Origin of the sequence: Aliivibrio sp. S3MY1, assembly GCF_028765575.1 — a bacterium.
Classification (GTDB): Bacteria; Pseudomonadota; Gammaproteobacteria; order Enterobacterales; family Vibrionaceae; genus Aliivibrio.
Genome location: NZ_JARACO010000001.1, coordinates 81,170 through 97,757, shown reverse-complemented (window position 1 = coordinate 97,757; position 16,588 = coordinate 81,170). Strand labels below are relative to the sequence as shown.

Sequence of the window (16,588 nt, the reverse complement as noted above, 5' to 3'; positions counted from 1 at the left end):
TTTATTCTATGCTTATGCAACGATAGCTGCGGCTTCTTCTTCAGTGTTTACCGCTTGTATACGTTCACCGTAGATTGAACGTAATTGGCAAACCACATTTCCACGAGTTACGATACCAACAAATTTATTGTCTTCGATAACCGGTAAGATGCGTGGTTTAGCAATTCGCATATCACGAGCTCGGTCATTAACAGATAATGTGCTGTAGCTAGTTGCATAGCCCATATCTGTTGTTGGGTATAATGTTGGTTTATCAATTGAGTAAAATTCAGCTAGTTGAAGTAGGGTATCTTTAGGTGAAATACTAGTGATATCCGTCTTCATTAAATCAGCAACAGTGCGTCCTTGTTCTGGTAAGTAATCTTCACACCATAATTCAACTAATACATCGTGCTCAGAAAAGAAACCAACCACTTCATTATGGTTATTGATAACAATTGCACCAGAAAGATGGCGATCTAATAGGTTGTCTAATGCAATTTCAACAGGCATTTCAGGGCGAAGTACGTAAGCGTTAATATCCATAAATTGATTTACTGTTTTGTTCGCGTTCATATTAGTGATTTCCTTTGTGTCTGAATCGGTAAAAAGAGGAGTAATTTGTGAATTAGGTACTGCATTAAGTTGTGGGCGACTGAATATTGCCCAATAACCTAGACCAACCAGTCCTGCTCCGCCGACAATATTTCCAAAAGTTACCGGAATTAAATTGGCAGTAATAAAGTTAATAATATTTAAATCAGCGTATTGTTCAGGTGATGCATCAACAGACAACCAAAATTCAGGTGGAGCTAATTGTTGAATCGCAATACCTAATGGAACCATAAACATATTGGCAACACAGTGCTCAAAACCACTGCTAACAAACATCGCAACCGGTAAGATAACCATGACAGCTTTAGTTAACATGTTGGTTGAGCAAAACGTCATCCAAACGGCTAGACAGACCAATAAATTACATAAAATACCTAAAGCAAAAGCTTCTAATGGTTGGTGATGTAATTTATGTTGAGCAATGTTTAGGGCGTTTAACCCCCATTGACCACCATCGTTTTGATACATTCCAGCAGAAACGACTAAAGCAAGCAGTAAGGTTGCGCCGATAAAATTACCGATGTAAACCTTTCCCCATATTCCTAGCATCTTTCCAAAGCTAATTTGCTTATTTGCAACAGCAATAGCTGAAAGTACAGAGCTGGTAAAAAGTTCTCCGCCACCAATGACAACCAGTATTAATCCTAAGCTAAATGCTAAACCGCCAGCAAATCGACTAATTCCCCAACCTGTTTGCGTATTACCAGTAGTCACCGTTATGTAGAAAATGAAAGCGATCCCGATGAAAACACCAGCCATAACAGCTAAGCCAATTACCATGCTTGTTGGTTTCTTTGATTTAGCTAGGGCGTAATAAGCCGCTTGCTCCATCATTTCACTGGGATTAAATTGTCCAGAAGTATTTGGACTAAGGTTAGCGCTCATTTGTCCTCCTTAAGTTATTGGTTAGTAGTAAGCTCTAGCTGTGTGTTCATTCCTGTTCTGCTTGAGCCCATTTAGATTATGTTGAAATCAAAGGGAGGTAAAATTGATTGTTTTTAAGTTCTATATCAGTTTTCTTGATGTGCTTGAGATGGTATGATTACTTATAAAATAAATTCTTATAAAAGAGATAGTTATGCGTTATTCATTAAAGCAGTTGGCCGTTTTTGATGCAGTAGCAACAACAGGAAGTGTTAGCCAAGCGGCTGAAATGTTGTCGTTAACTCAATCAGCAACCAGTATGTCTTTGTCTCAATTAGAAAAAATGCTAGGGCGTTCTCTATTTGAGCGAAATGGAAAGCGAATGGCGCTAACCCATTGGGGTGTATGGCTTCGACCTAAAGCGAAAAAACTGATCCATGACGCACAGCAGATAGAATTAGGCTTTTATGATCAGCATTTAATCAGTGGTGAGTTGTCTCTAGGAGCGAGTCAAACGGCTGCTGAACATTTGGTTCCAAACCTTATCAGTAATATTGATAATGATTTTCCAGAAATACGTATTTCTTTAGGGGTAAAAAATACCTCAGGGATCATTAATGGCGTATTAAATTACAAATACGAACTGGGTATTATTGAAGGCCGTTGTGATGATAGTCGGATTCATCAAGAAGTATTTTGTACAGACCATTTAATTATTGTTGCGGCTGCTCACCACCCCTTTGCTAAGCATGACACCGTGAGTTTAGCTCAGTTAGAACAAGCTAAATGGGTATTACGTGAGCATGGGGCAGGTACAAGAACTATTTTTGATAGTGCCATCTATGACAAAATTCCCGATTTAGATGTGTGGCGTGAGTATGAATACGTACCTGTACTACGAACATTAGTTTCTAATGGCCAATATTTAAGCTGTTTACCATATTTAGATGTCGTTAAGTATATTCAACGAGGCGAGTTAGTTGCCTTGAATGTTCCTGAGTTAAACATGGAACGTACACTCTCATTTATTTGGCGTGCGAGTATGGATCAAAACCCAATCAGTAGCTGTATTCGTCGAGAAGGGATCCGAATGATTAAAGATCATCATATAATTCGTTAGGGGCTCTGATAAAATCGACTTCTTACTTTGTTTGTTATTTGCTATCCTCATATGTAGATAACTATAACTTATACATATATTTAGGGAAAAAGAAATGCCAGCCTTATCAGTTTTATTGATGGATAGCTTCAATTACTTCAAAAAGCATTTAGTCGCTTTCTGTATTCTGGTTTTACCGTTTGCACTGATTACAAATGGGATAGCACTGAGTTTTAATGAAGAAGAGGGTTCAGGTAAATTCTTACTTTATATGCTGTTTATTTTGACGATCTATCCTTTCTATAAAGGGGCGATTCTCTACTATATTGCTTACTCTTTTGATGGTCGTCGTGTTCCATTTAGCCAGCTGTATCAGATCCCTGCCAAAACGTGGTTTTCGTTTGTATTAATGAATATCATTTTAGGTCTTGCCGTATTAACAGGTTTTATTGCTTTAATTTTGCCTGGTTTATATTTGATGGCTCGTTTTTCATTCACTGAAATTTATTGTGTTCTTTATAGAGAGAAAACAATGGATGCCATTAAACTAGGTTGGCATGATACGAAAGATAATTATTGGATCCTATTTAAAGGCCTTGTGATTATCTTTGGTTTTACGACAGGGTTAATGTGGGCGTTAGAGTACGGTTTAGGTTTATTAGGCCTACAATCTTCTGTGTTGTCGTTCGTTTTCTCTATTGCTGAAGTTGTGCTCTCTATGATGAATACTATTTTTATCTTTCGAGTCTTCACTTTGAATACTAAGAAATTAGAAGAGATTCAAAAAATCGACTAGTGTATGTATTTTAGACTAGACAGTAATCTAACTATCTGAATTTAAATGATAAGCAGTCTTATTTATAGTAAGACTGCTTTTTTATTTGTCTGTTTATTTTTACTCGGTAGCTGTTTTATCACGTTCCCAATAAGCAAATAGGCGCGATAATGTAAAACAAAGAATAAAGTAGCAAAACGCGACCACTATCCATACCTCAAAAATCATACCGCTTGAATTCGCAATTTCAGTTCCAACGAACGTTAACTCTTGAATAGAAATCAATGAAATAATCGATGAGTCTTTAACTAAAGAGATACATTGACCAGCAAGAGAAGGAATAATCACTTTAAATACTTGCGGAGCAATAATATAGCGGTAGCGGTGCCAAGTGGATAGCCCTAAACTTTTGGCTGCTTCATGTTGGCCTTGTGGGATTGCATCTAAACCAGAGCGCACAACTTCACCAATATAGGCCGCTGAGATCATACCGATACAAAGAACGCCCGCCACTAAATTTTCCCATAAATTGGCAGAGCCAAATAAGAATGATTGAAGATCATTAATACGGCCATTGTGCTCTCTGAGTATAGACTCCAAACCAAACAGTGGCACTAATTGGTTTGCAATAAAGAAATAGAAAATGAAAATAAACACTAATGGTGGAATATTGCGAATCAGCTGAATATAGCTATTGGACAATGCTCTAAACATAGCAACATTTGAACGACGACCTAAGCCAAGAAGAGTCCCGAACAAAATAGCAAAGAGCATTCCCCAAAACGTTAATCGCAGCGTTGAAAATATCCCGTCAAAGAAATAGGGCAGTGACCCATCTGCTTTAGAGGTAAATAGTAGTTCTAACGCACGCGACCACTGCCAATGATACACAAGGCTACCGCTTTCCTTTGTGTATAACCAAACGATAAAGCTTGCGACAATGGTCAGTAATATCCAATCTAATCGATTAAGTTTTAAAGAAACTCTTTGCTGCATGGTAATTAGTTCGCTGTGTGTGTTTGCCAATCTAGGCTAGTAAACCAGTAATCATAACGCTCTTTTAGCCAACCATCAGCCGTACGAGCTTGGATCCAGGCATCAAAGTAAGCTTTTTTATCTTCTTCACCAAGGCGAACCGCAAAGGCTTCATTACCTTGCGATAAACGCTCTTTAAAAGGCAGATATAAGATATCAGCATGCTTGATACTATCAAACTCAGGTTTTGGTGTTGACGCGGCTACTGCATGAGCATTGCCATTTAATACCTCTTGGAATGCTTGAGCATCATCATCAAACTGAAGCACTTTGGCTTTAGGAAAATGTTCTTTAATCGCTGCAACCGTAATTGAACCACGACGAGCAGCAAATTTTACACGACGAGAATTAAACTGCTCGCGAGTAAAGCCCTCTGTGAGTTGTTTGTTGGCTGCAATTTGAACGCCAGAATGCGAATAAGGAACCGTAAATAATACGCTTTTTGAGCGATCGTCAGTAATGGTTAAGCCACCAATAATGACATCGAATTTTCCTGAAATAAGAGAGGGGATAATGCCATCCCAAGCGGTAGGGATGAACTCAATTTTTAAGCCAGAGTCTTTTGCTAAACGTTTTGCAACATCGACTTCAAAGCCAATCAGCTCACCTTGTTTGTCTCGCATAGCCCAAGGAACAAAAGTACTTAAACCAACTTTAAGCGTTCCTCTGTCTTGAATTTTATCAAGATTAGGTGTGCTGTCTGATGACGATGCTGAAAATACCGAGCTACTAAATAGTAAGCTTAGGCTGAGTAATGATGTGAATAGTTGCTTCATGCGAGGGGTTCTCCATTAATATGCATTGTGCATGCGATGTTCTAACCAAGCTGATAGCCCAGAAAGCGTTAATGTAATAATGAGATAGATAGCGGCGACAGTAAACCAAATTTCAAAAGGCATTGCCGTATCAGAGACGATATTTCGTCCTTCGGTTGTTAAGTCAAAAATAGCCATCACACTGACTATAGAAGAGTTTTTGACTAAAGAAACTAATTCATTGGTTAATGAAGGCAATGTTTTTCTTACCACTTGGGGTAATACTATATAGCGATAGCTGTTGAACGCAGATAATCCTAATGTTTTACAGGCTTCAAATTGTCCTTTTGGTAAATTGATTAGGCCTGATCGTAAAATCTCAGCGGTATAGGCTCCTTGAAATAGAGCTAAAGCAAGAACCGCAGTTGTGAATCTATCTAAGCCTAAAAATGGACCAAAGACAAAATAAAGCAGATAAATTTGCACTAATAAAGGCGTATTACGGATCAGCTCAATATATAAGGTGGCAATACTGCGACCGACGATGGAATCAGAAAGACGTAATAATGCGGTGATCAGTGCAATGGCTAGAGTGGCAATGGCACTAATGGCTGAAATATGTAAGGTGACAAGGAGCCCATCCATCAGTTCTGCGGGGAACCATTCACCATCTTCATAAAAGAAAATGAAATCAGGCACCCGATCCCACTGCCATTGATAATTCATGGCTTGTGCGCCGCTGTTTAAAATCCAATAGAGCGCAATCGCTAATAGTGATATTTGTAACAGAGCAGATAACACCGGGGCTAAAATTGTTTTTAAACGATTCATATTAGTAACTTAAGATCTGGTTTAAAAATTGTTGAGTACGTTGGTGTTGTGGATTGTTAAAAAACGGCTCAGGTTTAGCAATCTCAAGGATTTCACCTTCATCCATAAATACCACACGATCGGCAACTTTCTTAGCAAACCCCATTTCATGTGTCACACACACCATGGTCATGCCATCTTTAGCGAGATTAGACATCACATCTAACACTTCGCTGATCATTTCAGGATCAAGTGCGGATGTCGGTTCATCAAACAACAGGATTTGAGGCTCCATACACAGAGATCGAGCGATCGCGACTCGTTGTTGTTGTCCACCAGAAAGTTGAGAAGGGTATTTATCTGCTTGCTCTGCGATATTTACGCGCTCTAAATAGATTAAAGCACGCTCAGTCGCTGCTTTTTTAGATAATTTTAATGTTTTAATTGGTGCCAGAGTTAGGTTTTCTAATACGGTTAAGTGCGGGAATAAATTAAAGTGTTGAAACACCATGCCGACTTTTCCACTCATTAATTGCTTTGATGAGAGTGGTTGTTCAAAGAGAGAAAGCGTACCACCTTGAATAGATTCTAAGGCATTGATACAGCGAATAAGAGTGGATTTTCCTGAGCCAGAAGGACCACAGATAACGACTTTTTCTCCTTCATTTATAGAAAGGTTAATGTTTTTTAATGCATGAAATTGCCCGTAGTATTTATCCACGGCTTTAAAATCAATGATATTGGCTTTATTTGTATTTTTATTAGTCACAATTCATCCTAGCATTCGAGAACTAAACTTACTGTAACATATTCATAAAGCTAAAGAAGTGATTCTTAATGGAGTGGTTTAATTTTAACCAAAAGATGCTTATATCTCTGCTTATAGTTAAATTTCTATTGAGAAGGAATTTATATTAAATTAACCATTGCACAACAGTTAAAGACACGTTACGTTAACAGTATGGAGAATAAAGATGCAATATATAAACAATAAATTGCATAAATAAATGGAAGAGAGCAATGTATCAAACTGATGATGTAAGAATTAAAAAAGTAAAAGAACTATTACCGCCTGTTGCTGTATTAGAAAAATTCCCAGCGACTGAGATTGCGGCAAAAACCGTATTTGAATCTCGCCAAGCTATCCACAATATTTTACAAGGTGATGATGATCGTCTTCTTGTTATTATCGGTCCGTGTTCAATCCATGATACCGAAGCGGCTTTAGAGTATGGTGCAAAACTTAAAACATTACGTGATGAGTTAGGCGATCGCCTTGAAGTTGTTATGCGTGTCTATTTTGAAAAACCACGTACAACTGTTGGTTGGAAAGGGTTAATCAATGATCCGTATATGGATGATTCATTTAAATTAAATGATGGTCTACGTATGGGACGTAAGTTGCTGCTTGATCTTACTGATATGGGCTTACCAACGGCTGGTGAATTTCTAGATATGATCACCCCACAATACATGGGTGACTTAATCAGCTGGGGTGCTATCGGAGCACGTACTACCGAGTCACAGGTTCACCGTGAGCTATCTTCAGGTCTTTCTTGTCCTGTTGGTTTTAAGAACGGCACAGATGGCAACATTAAAATTGCCACTGATGCAATCCGCTCGGCGGGTTCTTCTCACCATTTCTTGTCAGTAACTAAATATGGTCACTCTGCCATTATTGAAACAGCCGGTAACCCTGATTGCCATATCATCCTTCGTGGTGGTAAAGAGCCAAACTACAGTGCTGCTCATGTTAAGCCTGTCAAAGAGCAATTAGCCGCTTCAGGATTACCTGAAAAAGTAATGATTGATTTTAGTCATGCTAATAGCTCAAAAGACTTTAAACGTCAGATGATTGTTGCTGATGATGTTTGTGGTCAAATTTCGGGTGGTGAAGAGGCCGTATTTGGTGTGATGATTGAGAGTCACCTTGTTGAAGGTCGTCAAGACCTAGTCAGTGGTAAAGCAGTGACTTATGGTCAATCAATCACCGATGCATGTATTGGTTGGGATGATACTGAAACCGTACTTCGTCAATTAGCAGAGGCCGTGACTGCTCGTCGAAATAAATAAATTATTAGAATAATAAAAACGCCAGTCACTTCAAAATGACTGGCGTTTTTTTGTGTAGAAGTCGTTATCGTATTAGTTACCCTGACCTTTTGCCATGGTGACGGTTCGTTTTAGCGTCCAACGCAATAATAATGGAATACTATCAATGCCTTGCTCTTCACTGTGTTGCACGATAGCTAGCGCTAAATCGGGTTTTGCGTATTTTTTCAATGTTTTAATGATAATTTTCTTAGGAGTAACATGTTGATCTTTTGGTATATTCGCAAGTTTTTTGAATAGTTTTGCAAATCCATGATGATAAAGGTAATGCTCAATGTCTTTATGAGGTAATTCCGTTAACCGATGCCGTTCGTGCTCATTATCTAACTGACTTTTCACCGCAAATGCGTATTTCTTACCAGCGGGATCCCCATCGGTTACAACGTGCCATTCAATATGCAGCGCTTTGGCTATTTTAATTAATGATTTTAATCCGGATTGAGCAAACTCAATAATTTGCACCCCTTCTGCAGCAAGGTTATAACCTAGCATTCGAGCCATTTCATTGAACAACCAGACTTCCGTTTCACCTTCCACTAACAACCAACATCGCGCGAATAAAGCGTTCGTTCTTTGAAAACGGATATGAAAAGTGATGCGACGTAAATCATCTCTTGATAAACAGGTTGATGAGACTGAATAGCTAGAAGTTGAGTCAGACTCTCTCACTAAGCGACGAATTGAACATAATGGAACGGCGCTTAATAGCTCGCTGCTGTTGGTGGTGAGGATCTTTTGCATAGGTATATGATTAAGTAAAGACCATGCTTGAATAAGTTGGGTTGGGTGTAATCGCCCTTCTGGATCTTCAATAATCATTAACGGCCTTGCCGATTTTTTTAGCGTATTAGGACCTTTTGCACGTAAATAGGTATTTAATAAGCCAAGTAGCAAGAGTTTTGTCTGTTTTGTATTATCTTGATTGATAAATTGGGATAAGGAAACGCCTTCCGTTTTTTGGCCAAAAAAGAGGTCATCGTGAATACGGTGTGGTGTATGTTTTTTATGATTTCGAAATGCAAAATAATGTTCAACAAGTGATTGCATAGAGCGAAGGGCACTTTTTATTTCCCCTCGGTTGACTTGACCAGGTGCGCTTATTAAACGACGGCAAGTATTATTTATTCTTCGCTCAATACGATCATTGGAAAGTTGAGAAATAGCATCCTCTTGGCTTAGTCGACGAGAATCACGGATGCGGATCACAGGGTGAAGTTGGATTAATTCGGTGACTAATTTTTCAATTTTATGGTATCGAAGCACATTCCCTTCATTATCTAGAAAGGTACTTGATGAGGTGATTTTGTCGTCATTATTTGTCGCACTAATACGATAATAGATCCGTTGGCAATGGTTAGACGGGTCGGGTTGCCAAAGGCTGGATAGTTTTCTGTAGCGTCCTGCTCGATGTTCATTTTTTTCAGTGGTTTTCCAACTGATGATAATTTGGATATGTTGATCTTGAGTGTACGAGATAGAATGATCTTGATGAAAGTCTTTTAACGTGAATTGGTGAAGCTCTCCTGAAACAGGCAATGCAATGGATAAGGCATCAAGTAAAGATGATTTCCCCCACGTGTTTTCACCAATTAAGGTGGTTAATTGTTCAAATGAAAGGGATAAGCGTTTAATACCTCTAAATCCTGAGACTTCAATTCGTTCTAAGAGCATAATGATTCCTCATCAGAGACGGGTTATAAATAACTATATAGCAACTGAATCAAGTAAAGCATTATGGGAGTCACAATTATTAATTATACTGACGGTAACGTACTGAATTTTTTATAAGTAATAATGTTGATTTTTAGATCATTGTATACAGGTATCGTGACCATCGAGTTTGTTTGTTATATTTGTTTGCTCTAAAAAGGAAAAGAAATGGAAAATCAAAAGAGCAATATATTAAGAGTCATGCACATTAATGACACGCATTCTTATTTTGATGAATCAGTGATCGCACTGAATTGCCGTGGATTAGACAAGTTTTATATTAAATGTGGTGGTTTTTCACGCTTATCCCATCAAATTTCAGTTCTCTCAGAAACACATAAGCAAAAAGGAGGAGCGGTTTCTCTATTTCACGCGGGTGATTGTTTTCAAGGCACCTTATATTTTTCATTGTATAAAGGCCAAGCGAACGCGGAATTGCTTAATCAATTACCTCTTGATGGTATGGTACTCGGGAATCATGAGTTTGATCTTGGAAATGAGCTTGTTAGTGAGTTTATTTCATCGACTCACTTTCCGATATTAATGGGCAACTGGGATTTAAGTCATGAAGATCAGTCAAAAGGTCATGGGCTAAAGTATCAAGAACGGATCTTAGATTTTGATGCGGAGCGCCAGATCGCGAAGTACATGATTAAACACGTCGGAAATATAGACGTTGCTATTTTTGGTTTAACCATAGATCAAATGGAAGTGTTAGCGAGCCCCGATCCTGACACTCCCTTTAAAAATGCGATTGAGACAGCCAAATCAACGATGCACTACTTGGCCGAGAAAGGCATTGATAACGTTATTATTGTGAGTCACCTTGGTTATGAAGCGGACAAACAATTAGCTCAATCTGTTTCAGGGATTGATGTGATCATTGGCGGTCATAGCCATATATTACAAGGTAACTTTACTGAGATTGGTTTAGAAGAGCGAGCCAGTTACGGTGAAAGAGTGAATGGAACTCACATCGTACAAGCTGGCTGTCATGCGCTTGCTTTGGGCTATTGTGATTTAACTTACTCTAATGAAGGGGAGTTAATAGGATTTAATGGTCAAAATAGCTTATTGATTGATAATGTGGCCTATAAGGATAAGGCGTGCAGCCATCAAGTCGAAGCCACTCAGCTAGCTAAAATAACGACGACTTTAGCCGACTTTAAACATACTATTTTTTGCGATAAAGACCCAAAGATTGAAGCATTACTTATCGATAAATATCGAGAAAAAGTTGAACGTTTATCACAACAGATTATTGGATATTGCACCACTGATTTAACTCATCGTCGTATACCTGATGAGCAAGGACAAAGTGATATCGCGCCTTGGGTTGTCGAATCGTTTTATTCAAAAGCTCATCAAATAGATAATCGAGTTCAGTTCGCGATGCATAACGCAGGTGGTGTGCGCGCGGGCTTAAATCAAGGAGAGATAACTTATGCTGATATTGCCGGAAAAGTATTGCCTTTCGCGATTCCAATTGTCATTTATAGTATTAAAGGGCAATATTTAAAAGCAGCAATAGAAGGGGCAATTGATAACGCAACAGATAATGGGGTGATTGGCAGTGGCTCAGGCAGCTTTCCTTATGTATCTCAGCTGCGTTATCGCTATGATGCAAGTAAACCAAGTGGCTCTCGCATTATTGAATTTAGTATTTATAACCCTAAGGTAGGGTGGTTAAGTGTTCTTGATGACCAAATATACTTTGGAACATCAACAGCTTATACAATTAAGGGGAAAGAGGGGTATGCGCCTCTTTTGCATAGGGAAGAAAAAGTGATCACGACTTCCTACTCAATGGCAGATTGTATGATTGAGTATTTAGCTCATTATCCAGATCTAGCAAAACCGACAGAGTGTTTGAATCAATATCACCGAAATGAGAACACTGTCGTATAAATGGCATAAGATTTGCTAACTGTTTTATGGAATAAGAAATTTTGTGAGAGAGGTTTCTATGAATAATACGTGCTGTGAGTCTAAATAGGTAAATGATGGATAATGATTGGTCTGATAAGCTCTTAATAGCCAGCTGGTTTTCTGCTTGGGCAGTAATTGCTTACTTCGTTCAATTTTCATAATAAATGAACTCCCTACTTTAGTTAGGGAGTTTTTTTTACCCTAAATAAACCCATCTTAATTGTCCTTGTTTCTATTTTGTTTCTATTTTGTTGTCATTCTTGTGTGATGAGAAAAGTGATGCGCAAAAAGAATGTTAACTAAAGGTTGTGGTGGTTTTTTATTCAATACACGTTATGGTGTTTGCCTAAATATTCATCTTTATTGACTAAAATGTAATGTAATATTTGCATTATAAAATCTAATGTTAGTTTGAAGAAAAAGTCATTTTTTGAGGTGTGAATTTAGTTTTATTATCTCGCCATCAAACCATTTTATGAATTTTAAGTGAGGCAATCATGGCGCAAGCAGCAATGAAGGTTAATAACATCGCTACTTCTTCTTTGGAAAAGAAGGCCTACTCAGTAAGTATCAAAGGATTGATTGCTCATTTAGCTGATGTTTTGTTTGGTAAAGGCCAAGCAACGTCAACGCATTATACATCTGAATTATCAGAGCATTTACAAAGAGACCTTGGCCTATATCGTTAAGTTCTCAGTAGTAAAAAAACCAGCATTCGTGCTGGTTTTTTTATAGCTAAAATTAGATTTAATGGTAATGGATGCACACTTTATTTTTTCCAGATCGTTTAGCCTGATAAAGAGCTTTATCCGCTCGTAATAAAGTGGCCTTGTAATCTTCATCTTGAATATGGTGAGTCACTCCAATACTGACCGTGAGTAAGCGATCATTAAGGGTATCTTTCCAATCGTTATAGGCGATAGCCTGACGGCAATTTTCTGCTACCTCATACCCATATTGTCGATCATTTGACATAACAATAATTATAAACTCTTCGCCACCGTATCGAATGGCATAATTATTTGACCCGATAGTACGTTGTAATATTTTACCTACAACTTTTAAGATCACATCCCCCGTTAGGTGAGAGTATTCATCATTGATAGATTTAAAATTATCAATATCGATAATTAGAAGCTGATACTTATCCATGGTTGATTTTACTTCTTGTATAAAGGTAGTTTCAAACCAACGGCGATTATAGAGTTTGGTCAAACTGTCATGAAAGACATCTTTTTGAAGTTTTGCTACGGTATATTTTTGTTGAACAGACGCTTTTTTTAGTTGGATGTTTTCAGTTTCCGATATATTTAACCGAAGTTGCAATTCTAAGCGGCTTAATCGTCGTAAAGAGTGCTCACCGAGTTGATTAATTGGAAAGTTATTGATGATTTGGGTTGTTAATTTATGCGATTCTTTTTCACACTGTAACGCTTCAGAAAAGCACATACAGCTGGCTAATGCATCACTCTTAATATCCAGTAATTGACTTATATAGTATCCTTGTGAGTACTTTCGGGTACGTTTTAATTGCTGAGATATAAGAACATCAGCGAGATCGCCTCTTTTTAGTTGAATAAGACAGTTGGCAGCTTCAATGGAGAAAAGCTTACTTAACCATGGGTACGAGTGAAGATTATTATATTCTTTACGAAAAGAAATTAATGCCTCAAGAGCCGCCTTTGATTCATTCTGTAACCTTAATAGCTTTGCGGTATAGAGTTTTATTTGTGCGGTGAGAGACAAATCATCAGAAACATATTGAATAACTTTACACTCATCTAAAACCATTTTTGCTTTTGATAAACGGTTAAGATTAAGTAAACAAGCAATCGTATACAAACGATAGCGTAGTGAAAGAGTATTACTTTTAATCGTTGAACTTAATGATTCAAGTTTTTGGTAGTAGCGTAATGCTTTAAGGTGATCACCATAAATAGAGCATAAATTGCCAATCCCTAAAATTGATTGGATATAATACTCATGATCACCAAACTGAACAGCTAGATTAGACAGTGATGATAAATGATCTAACGCTTTTTGATATTCACCAATGTCAGTGTATCGATAAATAAGAGCAGAATAGATCTGTAACATCAATTTATTGTCTTGTGGTAGCGACAAAAGTAAGAGCGCTCGTTGCAAATGAAGAATACTCTGCGTGGTGAGATTAAACTCAACTTCCAATTCAGAACACATTAACAACGCGTAGGCTTTTTCAGTATCAGACTCAGTAAAATCATCAACAATAAGTAGCCAAAGCTCTAGCGATTGTTGAGAGTTGAGTTTCATGAGGTCAATGCCTTGATCGGCGATTCGAACTAAAAGAGTATCCATTAAAATACCAATTGAGCGTCAAGGTGAGTGTATGAGAAATCAGATTGCGATACCCATTGATGTAAATTAAAGTAATTCACAGAAGGGATCGAGGAGTTCAACGAATAACGATGCCAAGGATAGCTTGAAAACAGAGACGATAATGAATGCACTATTTCTTGAGTTCTTTGGCCATTTTCATTAATTAACAGTGAAATCTCAGTCTTGCTAATGCGAGTTATGCTGTCACCATCTTTACAGTAATGGTGACCTAATAATATGAGATTATTAAGTTTATCTTCAGATGGATCTGTTATCGTTATGACGTGATAATCCAGATTTGCAGAATGAGAGAGCAATGAGCTAATATTTTGTTGCCATTTATCAAGTGGCAACAAATAGGTGAGTGACGATATAGAATTAAATTCTAATTGAATCTCAATACGGTGAATTAATTTTTTAGCTCGTCTTTCAAGTTGCTCTTTAGATGAGCGAGTTTTATCTCTGCCTAAACTGTTTGTTTGCTCTTGAATTAATGAAACTTCATATTGACGGTAACGTTTATAAGAATAAAGGGCATGTTCATAGTCCTGTGTTAATTCAGCGATACGGGATTGCTCAAGACAGATTTGAGAGCGTAACTCTCCTTTATCAAATTGGTGTGCAATCACTTCAGCTTGAGTCAGCAGATCATAAGCATGAGCATAATGAGATTGAGCAGAGGCAATTCGTGCTAAACTGATAGCAGAATGAGCCTTCATCCAGATTAAGTTATGCTGTTGAGCCGTTTGGTATGCGTAACTACAACATTGCTGCGCTGAATTTAAATCATTTAAGCCTAAAAATGCCAAACCCCTAAAATCGTACACTTCAGATTTCCACGTGAGATTATGACTGTTACTTAATAACTGTTCAGCTTTAAATAAGACCGGTAACATAGCCTGATAATCTTGCAGTAAATAACTATCCCACGCATAGAGAATAAAGGCTTTCGCTTCTAAGTGGGGAATCCGAAAATAATGGGCTCTTTGAGCGGCAATATTATGAGCTGATTTTGCGTTTTCTAAATTATTGGTCATTCGCCAAATGTTACCAAGCCCAATTAATGACTCAACTTCAATTTTATTATTACCAAGTAGTGAAGATTGCTCTAGAGCTTGTATCCAATATTGCTGTGCAGAATAAAGCTTGGCCTGCCCCCAAGAGTGAAGAGCAAGATTATGCAGAATACTCGGTAACAAATCATCATTATCTAGCTCTTGGTGAAGAGTTAATAAGTCTTTGGCAATGGCAAAGCCCGCTTGATATTTAAGTAAATGCCAAAGAGACGTTGAAATAATTAATTTTGAGTATGCTATACCATATTTAAACTGTAGTTCTTCTGAGAGTAATAATTGTTGTTCTGCGCCTAGCCTAGCTTTCTCTGCATCTTCTTCAACAATTAAGTCTAGAGCATTGAGACTAGATATGATGTTATTTTGAGATTGTTTCACTGCGATCCTTCCTAGTTGACGTTAATATAATATCGCTAATATATTGACGTCACGGATTTTTTATCAAATATGCGATTCAGTTAAAAGGAAGGATAGAAAAGTAAAAGAGAATGGCTAATTACTCATTTTCTGCGAGGTTCAATAGTGCCATTGCACAGCTTACACTGGTCGCAAGAACATCAATAACGCCGGTTCTTAATGCCCCCATAATTGATAATGCTTTGCGACTTTCACTCGCCATAGCAATAACATTTGATATTTGACGAAGATCTTCCATTTCAAGGCCAATCACTCGGCCGCGCATTAAAGTATCCGCGTTTGAGCCATCTAACTTAAAGAAGTCAAAACCACCAATATCACCGACAATGCCATCATTAAGGCGTGCTTCAACAAACTCTTTTGGGGTAAAGAAGCCCAGCTTAACCATATGGCTGTTCTCATCCATATCACCAATACCCACTAAAGCAAATTCGGCTTTACGAGCTTGATTTAATGTCTCTTTAATCGTGGTGTGCTCCATAAAAGCAGAGCGTAGACTTGGGTCATTGACATAAGCGGGAGCATACAGTGTTTCACTACTGCCACCGTATTTTTTGGCTAAGCGACGACAGATATGATCGGCATTAATGATATCACCACTACGATGCGTGCCCCCAATAGCAGAGACAAAACGCGCATTACGGTGAGATACAATCCCTGCGTGATCAGCAACGGCCGCCACATTTTGTCCTTGGCCTACAGCGACAGCCATATCTTCTTGTAAGTTATTGTTTAAATATGAGCTTACTAAAGCGGCAACTTGTTTACGCTGTTCGTCAGTATTTGGTTGATCCAATGAAATAAGTGCGCGTTTCAAGTTAAATTTTTCAACTAATTTTTGTTCAAGTTGGGCACTGTAAACAGGGTGAAACTTAACGGTTATCTCAACAATGCCTTCTTCGCGTGCCTTTCTTAGCATACGACCTACTTTGGCACGAGATAAACCAAATTTTTTCGATATCTCCTCTTGAGTCGCTCCTTCTTGATAATAAAGAATAGAAATTTCAGTAAGAATATCCGTGTTTTCAGTTTGATCTTGAGAAAGCAATGGAGGCAT

General features: G+C 38.0%; 15 protein-coding genes. 5 read left to right on the top strand and 10 right to left on the bottom strand.

What is annotated here, in order from left to right; genetic code table 11:
* Positions 1-12: 12 nt before the first annotated feature.
* Positions 13-1,479, bottom strand: a complete 1,467-nt coding sequence (gene focA, locus PVK62_RS00355) for a formate transporter FocA (RefSeq protein WP_274442621.1) — start codon at positions 1,477-1,479, stop codon at positions 13-15.
* A 193-nt stretch (positions 1,480-1,672) separates the two neighbouring features.
* Between focA and PVK62_RS00350 the strand changes: the two genes are divergently transcribed.
* Positions 1,673-2,578 carry a LysR substrate-binding domain-containing protein gene (locus tag PVK62_RS00350; RefSeq protein ID WP_274442620.1) on the top strand — a complete coding sequence of 302 codons (906 nt, stop codon included), beginning with the start codon at positions 1,673-1,675 and terminating at the stop codon, positions 2,576-2,578.
* A 94-nt stretch (positions 2,579-2,672) separates the two neighbouring features.
* Positions 2,673-3,353 (top strand): hypothetical protein, encoded by a 681-nt coding sequence (locus tag PVK62_RS00345; protein ID WP_274442619.1) that lies wholly within the window; start codon positions 2,673-2,675, stop codon positions 3,351-3,353.
* Between the two features lie 99 nt (positions 3,354-3,452).
* Here PVK62_RS00345 and PVK62_RS00340 read toward each other — a convergent pair whose 3' ends face one another.
* The 4 genes from PVK62_RS00340 to PVK62_RS00325 are packed head-to-tail and all read right to left on the bottom strand — an operon-like array spanning position 3,453 to position 6,701.
* Positions 3,453-4,328 (bottom strand): amino acid ABC transporter permease, encoded by an 876-nt coding sequence (locus PVK62_RS00340; protein ID WP_274442618.1) that lies wholly within the window; start codon positions 4,326-4,328, stop codon positions 3,453-3,455.
* A 5-nt stretch (positions 4,329-4,333) separates the two neighbouring features.
* A complete protein-coding gene (locus tag PVK62_RS00335) occupies positions 4,334-5,143 on the bottom strand; it encodes a transporter substrate-binding domain-containing protein (RefSeq protein ID WP_274442617.1) in 810 nt (269 codons plus the stop codon).
* 15 nt (positions 5,144-5,158) lie between these two features.
* The gene (locus PVK62_RS00330; RefSeq protein WP_274442616.1) at positions 5,159-5,953 is read right to left on the bottom strand and encodes an amino acid ABC transporter permease; all 795 of its coding nucleotides are present in this window, start codon (positions 5,951-5,953) and stop codon (positions 5,159-5,161) included.
* Position 5,954: 1 nt separating this feature from the next.
* Complete coding sequence (locus PVK62_RS00325; RefSeq protein ID WP_274442615.1) at positions 5,955-6,701, bottom strand: amino acid ABC transporter ATP-binding protein; 747 nt, start codon at positions 6,699-6,701, stop codon at positions 5,955-5,957.
* 251 nt (positions 6,702-6,952) lie between these two features.
* Here PVK62_RS00325 and aroG point away from each other — a divergent pair, with 251 nt between their 5' ends.
* Positions 6,953-8,005, top strand: a complete 1,053-nt coding sequence (aroG, locus tag PVK62_RS00320) for a 3-deoxy-7-phosphoheptulonate synthase AroG (RefSeq protein WP_274442614.1) — start codon at positions 6,953-6,955, stop codon at positions 8,003-8,005.
* 72 nt (positions 8,006-8,077) lie between these two features.
* Here the strand turns inward: aroG and PVK62_RS00315 are convergent, their stop codons facing one another.
* Positions 8,078-9,715: an ATP-dependent endonuclease gene (locus PVK62_RS00315; protein WP_274442613.1), complete on the bottom strand. Its 1,638-nt coding sequence runs from the start codon at positions 9,713-9,715 to the stop codon at positions 8,078-8,080.
* 207 nt (positions 9,716-9,922) lie between these two features.
* On the opposite strand from PVK62_RS00315, the gene PVK62_RS00310 reads away from it, so the two are divergent.
* On the top strand, positions 9,923-11,662 hold the full coding sequence (locus PVK62_RS00310; RefSeq protein WP_274442612.1) for a bifunctional metallophosphatase/5'-nucleotidase: 1,740 nt from the start codon (positions 9,923-9,925) through the stop codon (positions 11,660-11,662).
* 24 nt (positions 11,663-11,686) lie between these two features.
* On the opposite strand, the gene PVK62_RS00305 is transcribed toward PVK62_RS00310, so the two are convergent.
* Positions 11,687-11,842, bottom strand: coding sequence for a hypothetical protein (locus tag PVK62_RS00305; RefSeq protein ID WP_274442611.1), 156 nt, complete (start codon positions 11,840-11,842; stop codon positions 11,687-11,689).
* A 338-nt stretch (positions 11,843-12,180) separates the two neighbouring features.
* Between PVK62_RS00305 and PVK62_RS00300 the strand changes: the two genes are divergently transcribed.
* Positions 12,181-12,372, top strand: coding sequence for a hypothetical protein (locus tag PVK62_RS00300; protein ID WP_274442610.1), 192 nt, complete (start codon positions 12,181-12,183; stop codon positions 12,370-12,372).
* A gap of 58 nt (positions 12,373-12,430) precedes the next feature.
* On the opposite strand, the gene PVK62_RS00295 is transcribed toward PVK62_RS00300, so the two are convergent.
* The 3 genes from PVK62_RS00295 to PVK62_RS00285 all read right to left on the bottom strand — a co-directional run bounded on the left by PVK62_RS00295 (position 12,431) and on the right by PVK62_RS00285 (position 16,588).
* Positions 12,431-14,020, bottom strand: coding sequence for a GGDEF domain-containing protein (locus PVK62_RS00295; protein WP_274442609.1), 1,590 nt, complete (start codon positions 14,018-14,020; stop codon positions 12,431-12,433).
* Positions 14,020-15,492: an ATP-dependent transcriptional regulator gene (locus tag PVK62_RS00290; protein ID WP_274442608.1), complete on the bottom strand. Its 1,473-nt coding sequence runs from the start codon at positions 15,490-15,492 to the stop codon at positions 14,020-14,022. Before PVK62_RS00290 ends, PVK62_RS00295 begins: the two co-directional genes overlap by 1 nt.
* Before the next feature lie 118 nt (positions 15,493-15,610).
* A complete protein-coding gene (locus PVK62_RS00285) occupies positions 15,611-16,588 on the bottom strand; it encodes a sugar-binding transcriptional regulator (RefSeq protein ID WP_122032741.1) in 978 nt (325 codons plus the stop codon).

What these genes read in the sequence shown, in the direction of transcription:
- PVK62_RS00285 (WP_122032741.1), bottom strand. Translation starts at nt 16,588, where the DNA reads ATGCCTCCATTGCTTTCTCAAGATCAAACTGAAAACACGGATATTCTT.
- PVK62_RS00315 (WP_274442613.1), bottom strand. Translation starts at nt 9,715, where the DNA reads ATGCTCTTAGAACGAATTGAAGTCTCAGGATTTAGAGGTATTAAACGC.
- focA (WP_274442621.1), bottom strand. Translation starts at nt 1,479, where the DNA reads ATGAGCGCTAACCTTAGTCCAAATACTTCTGGACAATTTAATCCCAGT.
- PVK62_RS00335 (WP_274442617.1), bottom strand. Translation starts at nt 5,143, where the DNA reads ATGAAGCAACTATTCACATCATTACTCAGCCTAAGCTTACTATTTAGT.
- PVK62_RS00300 (WP_274442610.1), top strand. Translation starts at nt 12,181, where the DNA reads ATGGCGCAAGCAGCAATGAAGGTTAATAACATCGCTACTTCTTCTTTG.
- PVK62_RS00350 (WP_274442620.1), top strand. Translation starts at nt 1,673, where the DNA reads ATGCGTTATTCATTAAAGCAGTTGGCCGTTTTTGATGCAGTAGCAACA.
- PVK62_RS00330 (WP_274442616.1), bottom strand. Translation starts at nt 5,953, where the DNA reads ATGAATCGTTTAAAAACAATTTTAGCCCCGGTGTTATCTGCTCTGTTA.
- PVK62_RS00305 (WP_274442611.1), bottom strand. Translation starts at nt 11,842, where the DNA reads ATGAAAATTGAACGAAGTAAGCAATTACTGCCCAAGCAGAAAACCAGC.
- PVK62_RS00295 (WP_274442609.1), bottom strand. Translation starts at nt 14,020, where the DNA reads ATGGATACTCTTTTAGTTCGAATCGCCGATCAAGGCATTGACCTCATG.
- PVK62_RS00340 (WP_274442618.1), bottom strand. Translation starts at nt 4,328, where the DNA reads ATGCAGCAAAGAGTTTCTTTAAAACTTAATCGATTAGATTGGATATTA.
- aroG (WP_274442614.1), top strand. Translation starts at nt 6,953, where the DNA reads ATGTATCAAACTGATGATGTAAGAATTAAAAAAGTAAAAGAACTATTA.
- PVK62_RS00345 (WP_274442619.1), top strand. Translation starts at nt 2,673, where the DNA reads ATGCCAGCCTTATCAGTTTTATTGATGGATAGCTTCAATTACTTCAAA.
- PVK62_RS00310 (WP_274442612.1), top strand. Translation starts at nt 9,923, where the DNA reads ATGGAAAATCAAAAGAGCAATATATTAAGAGTCATGCACATTAATGAC.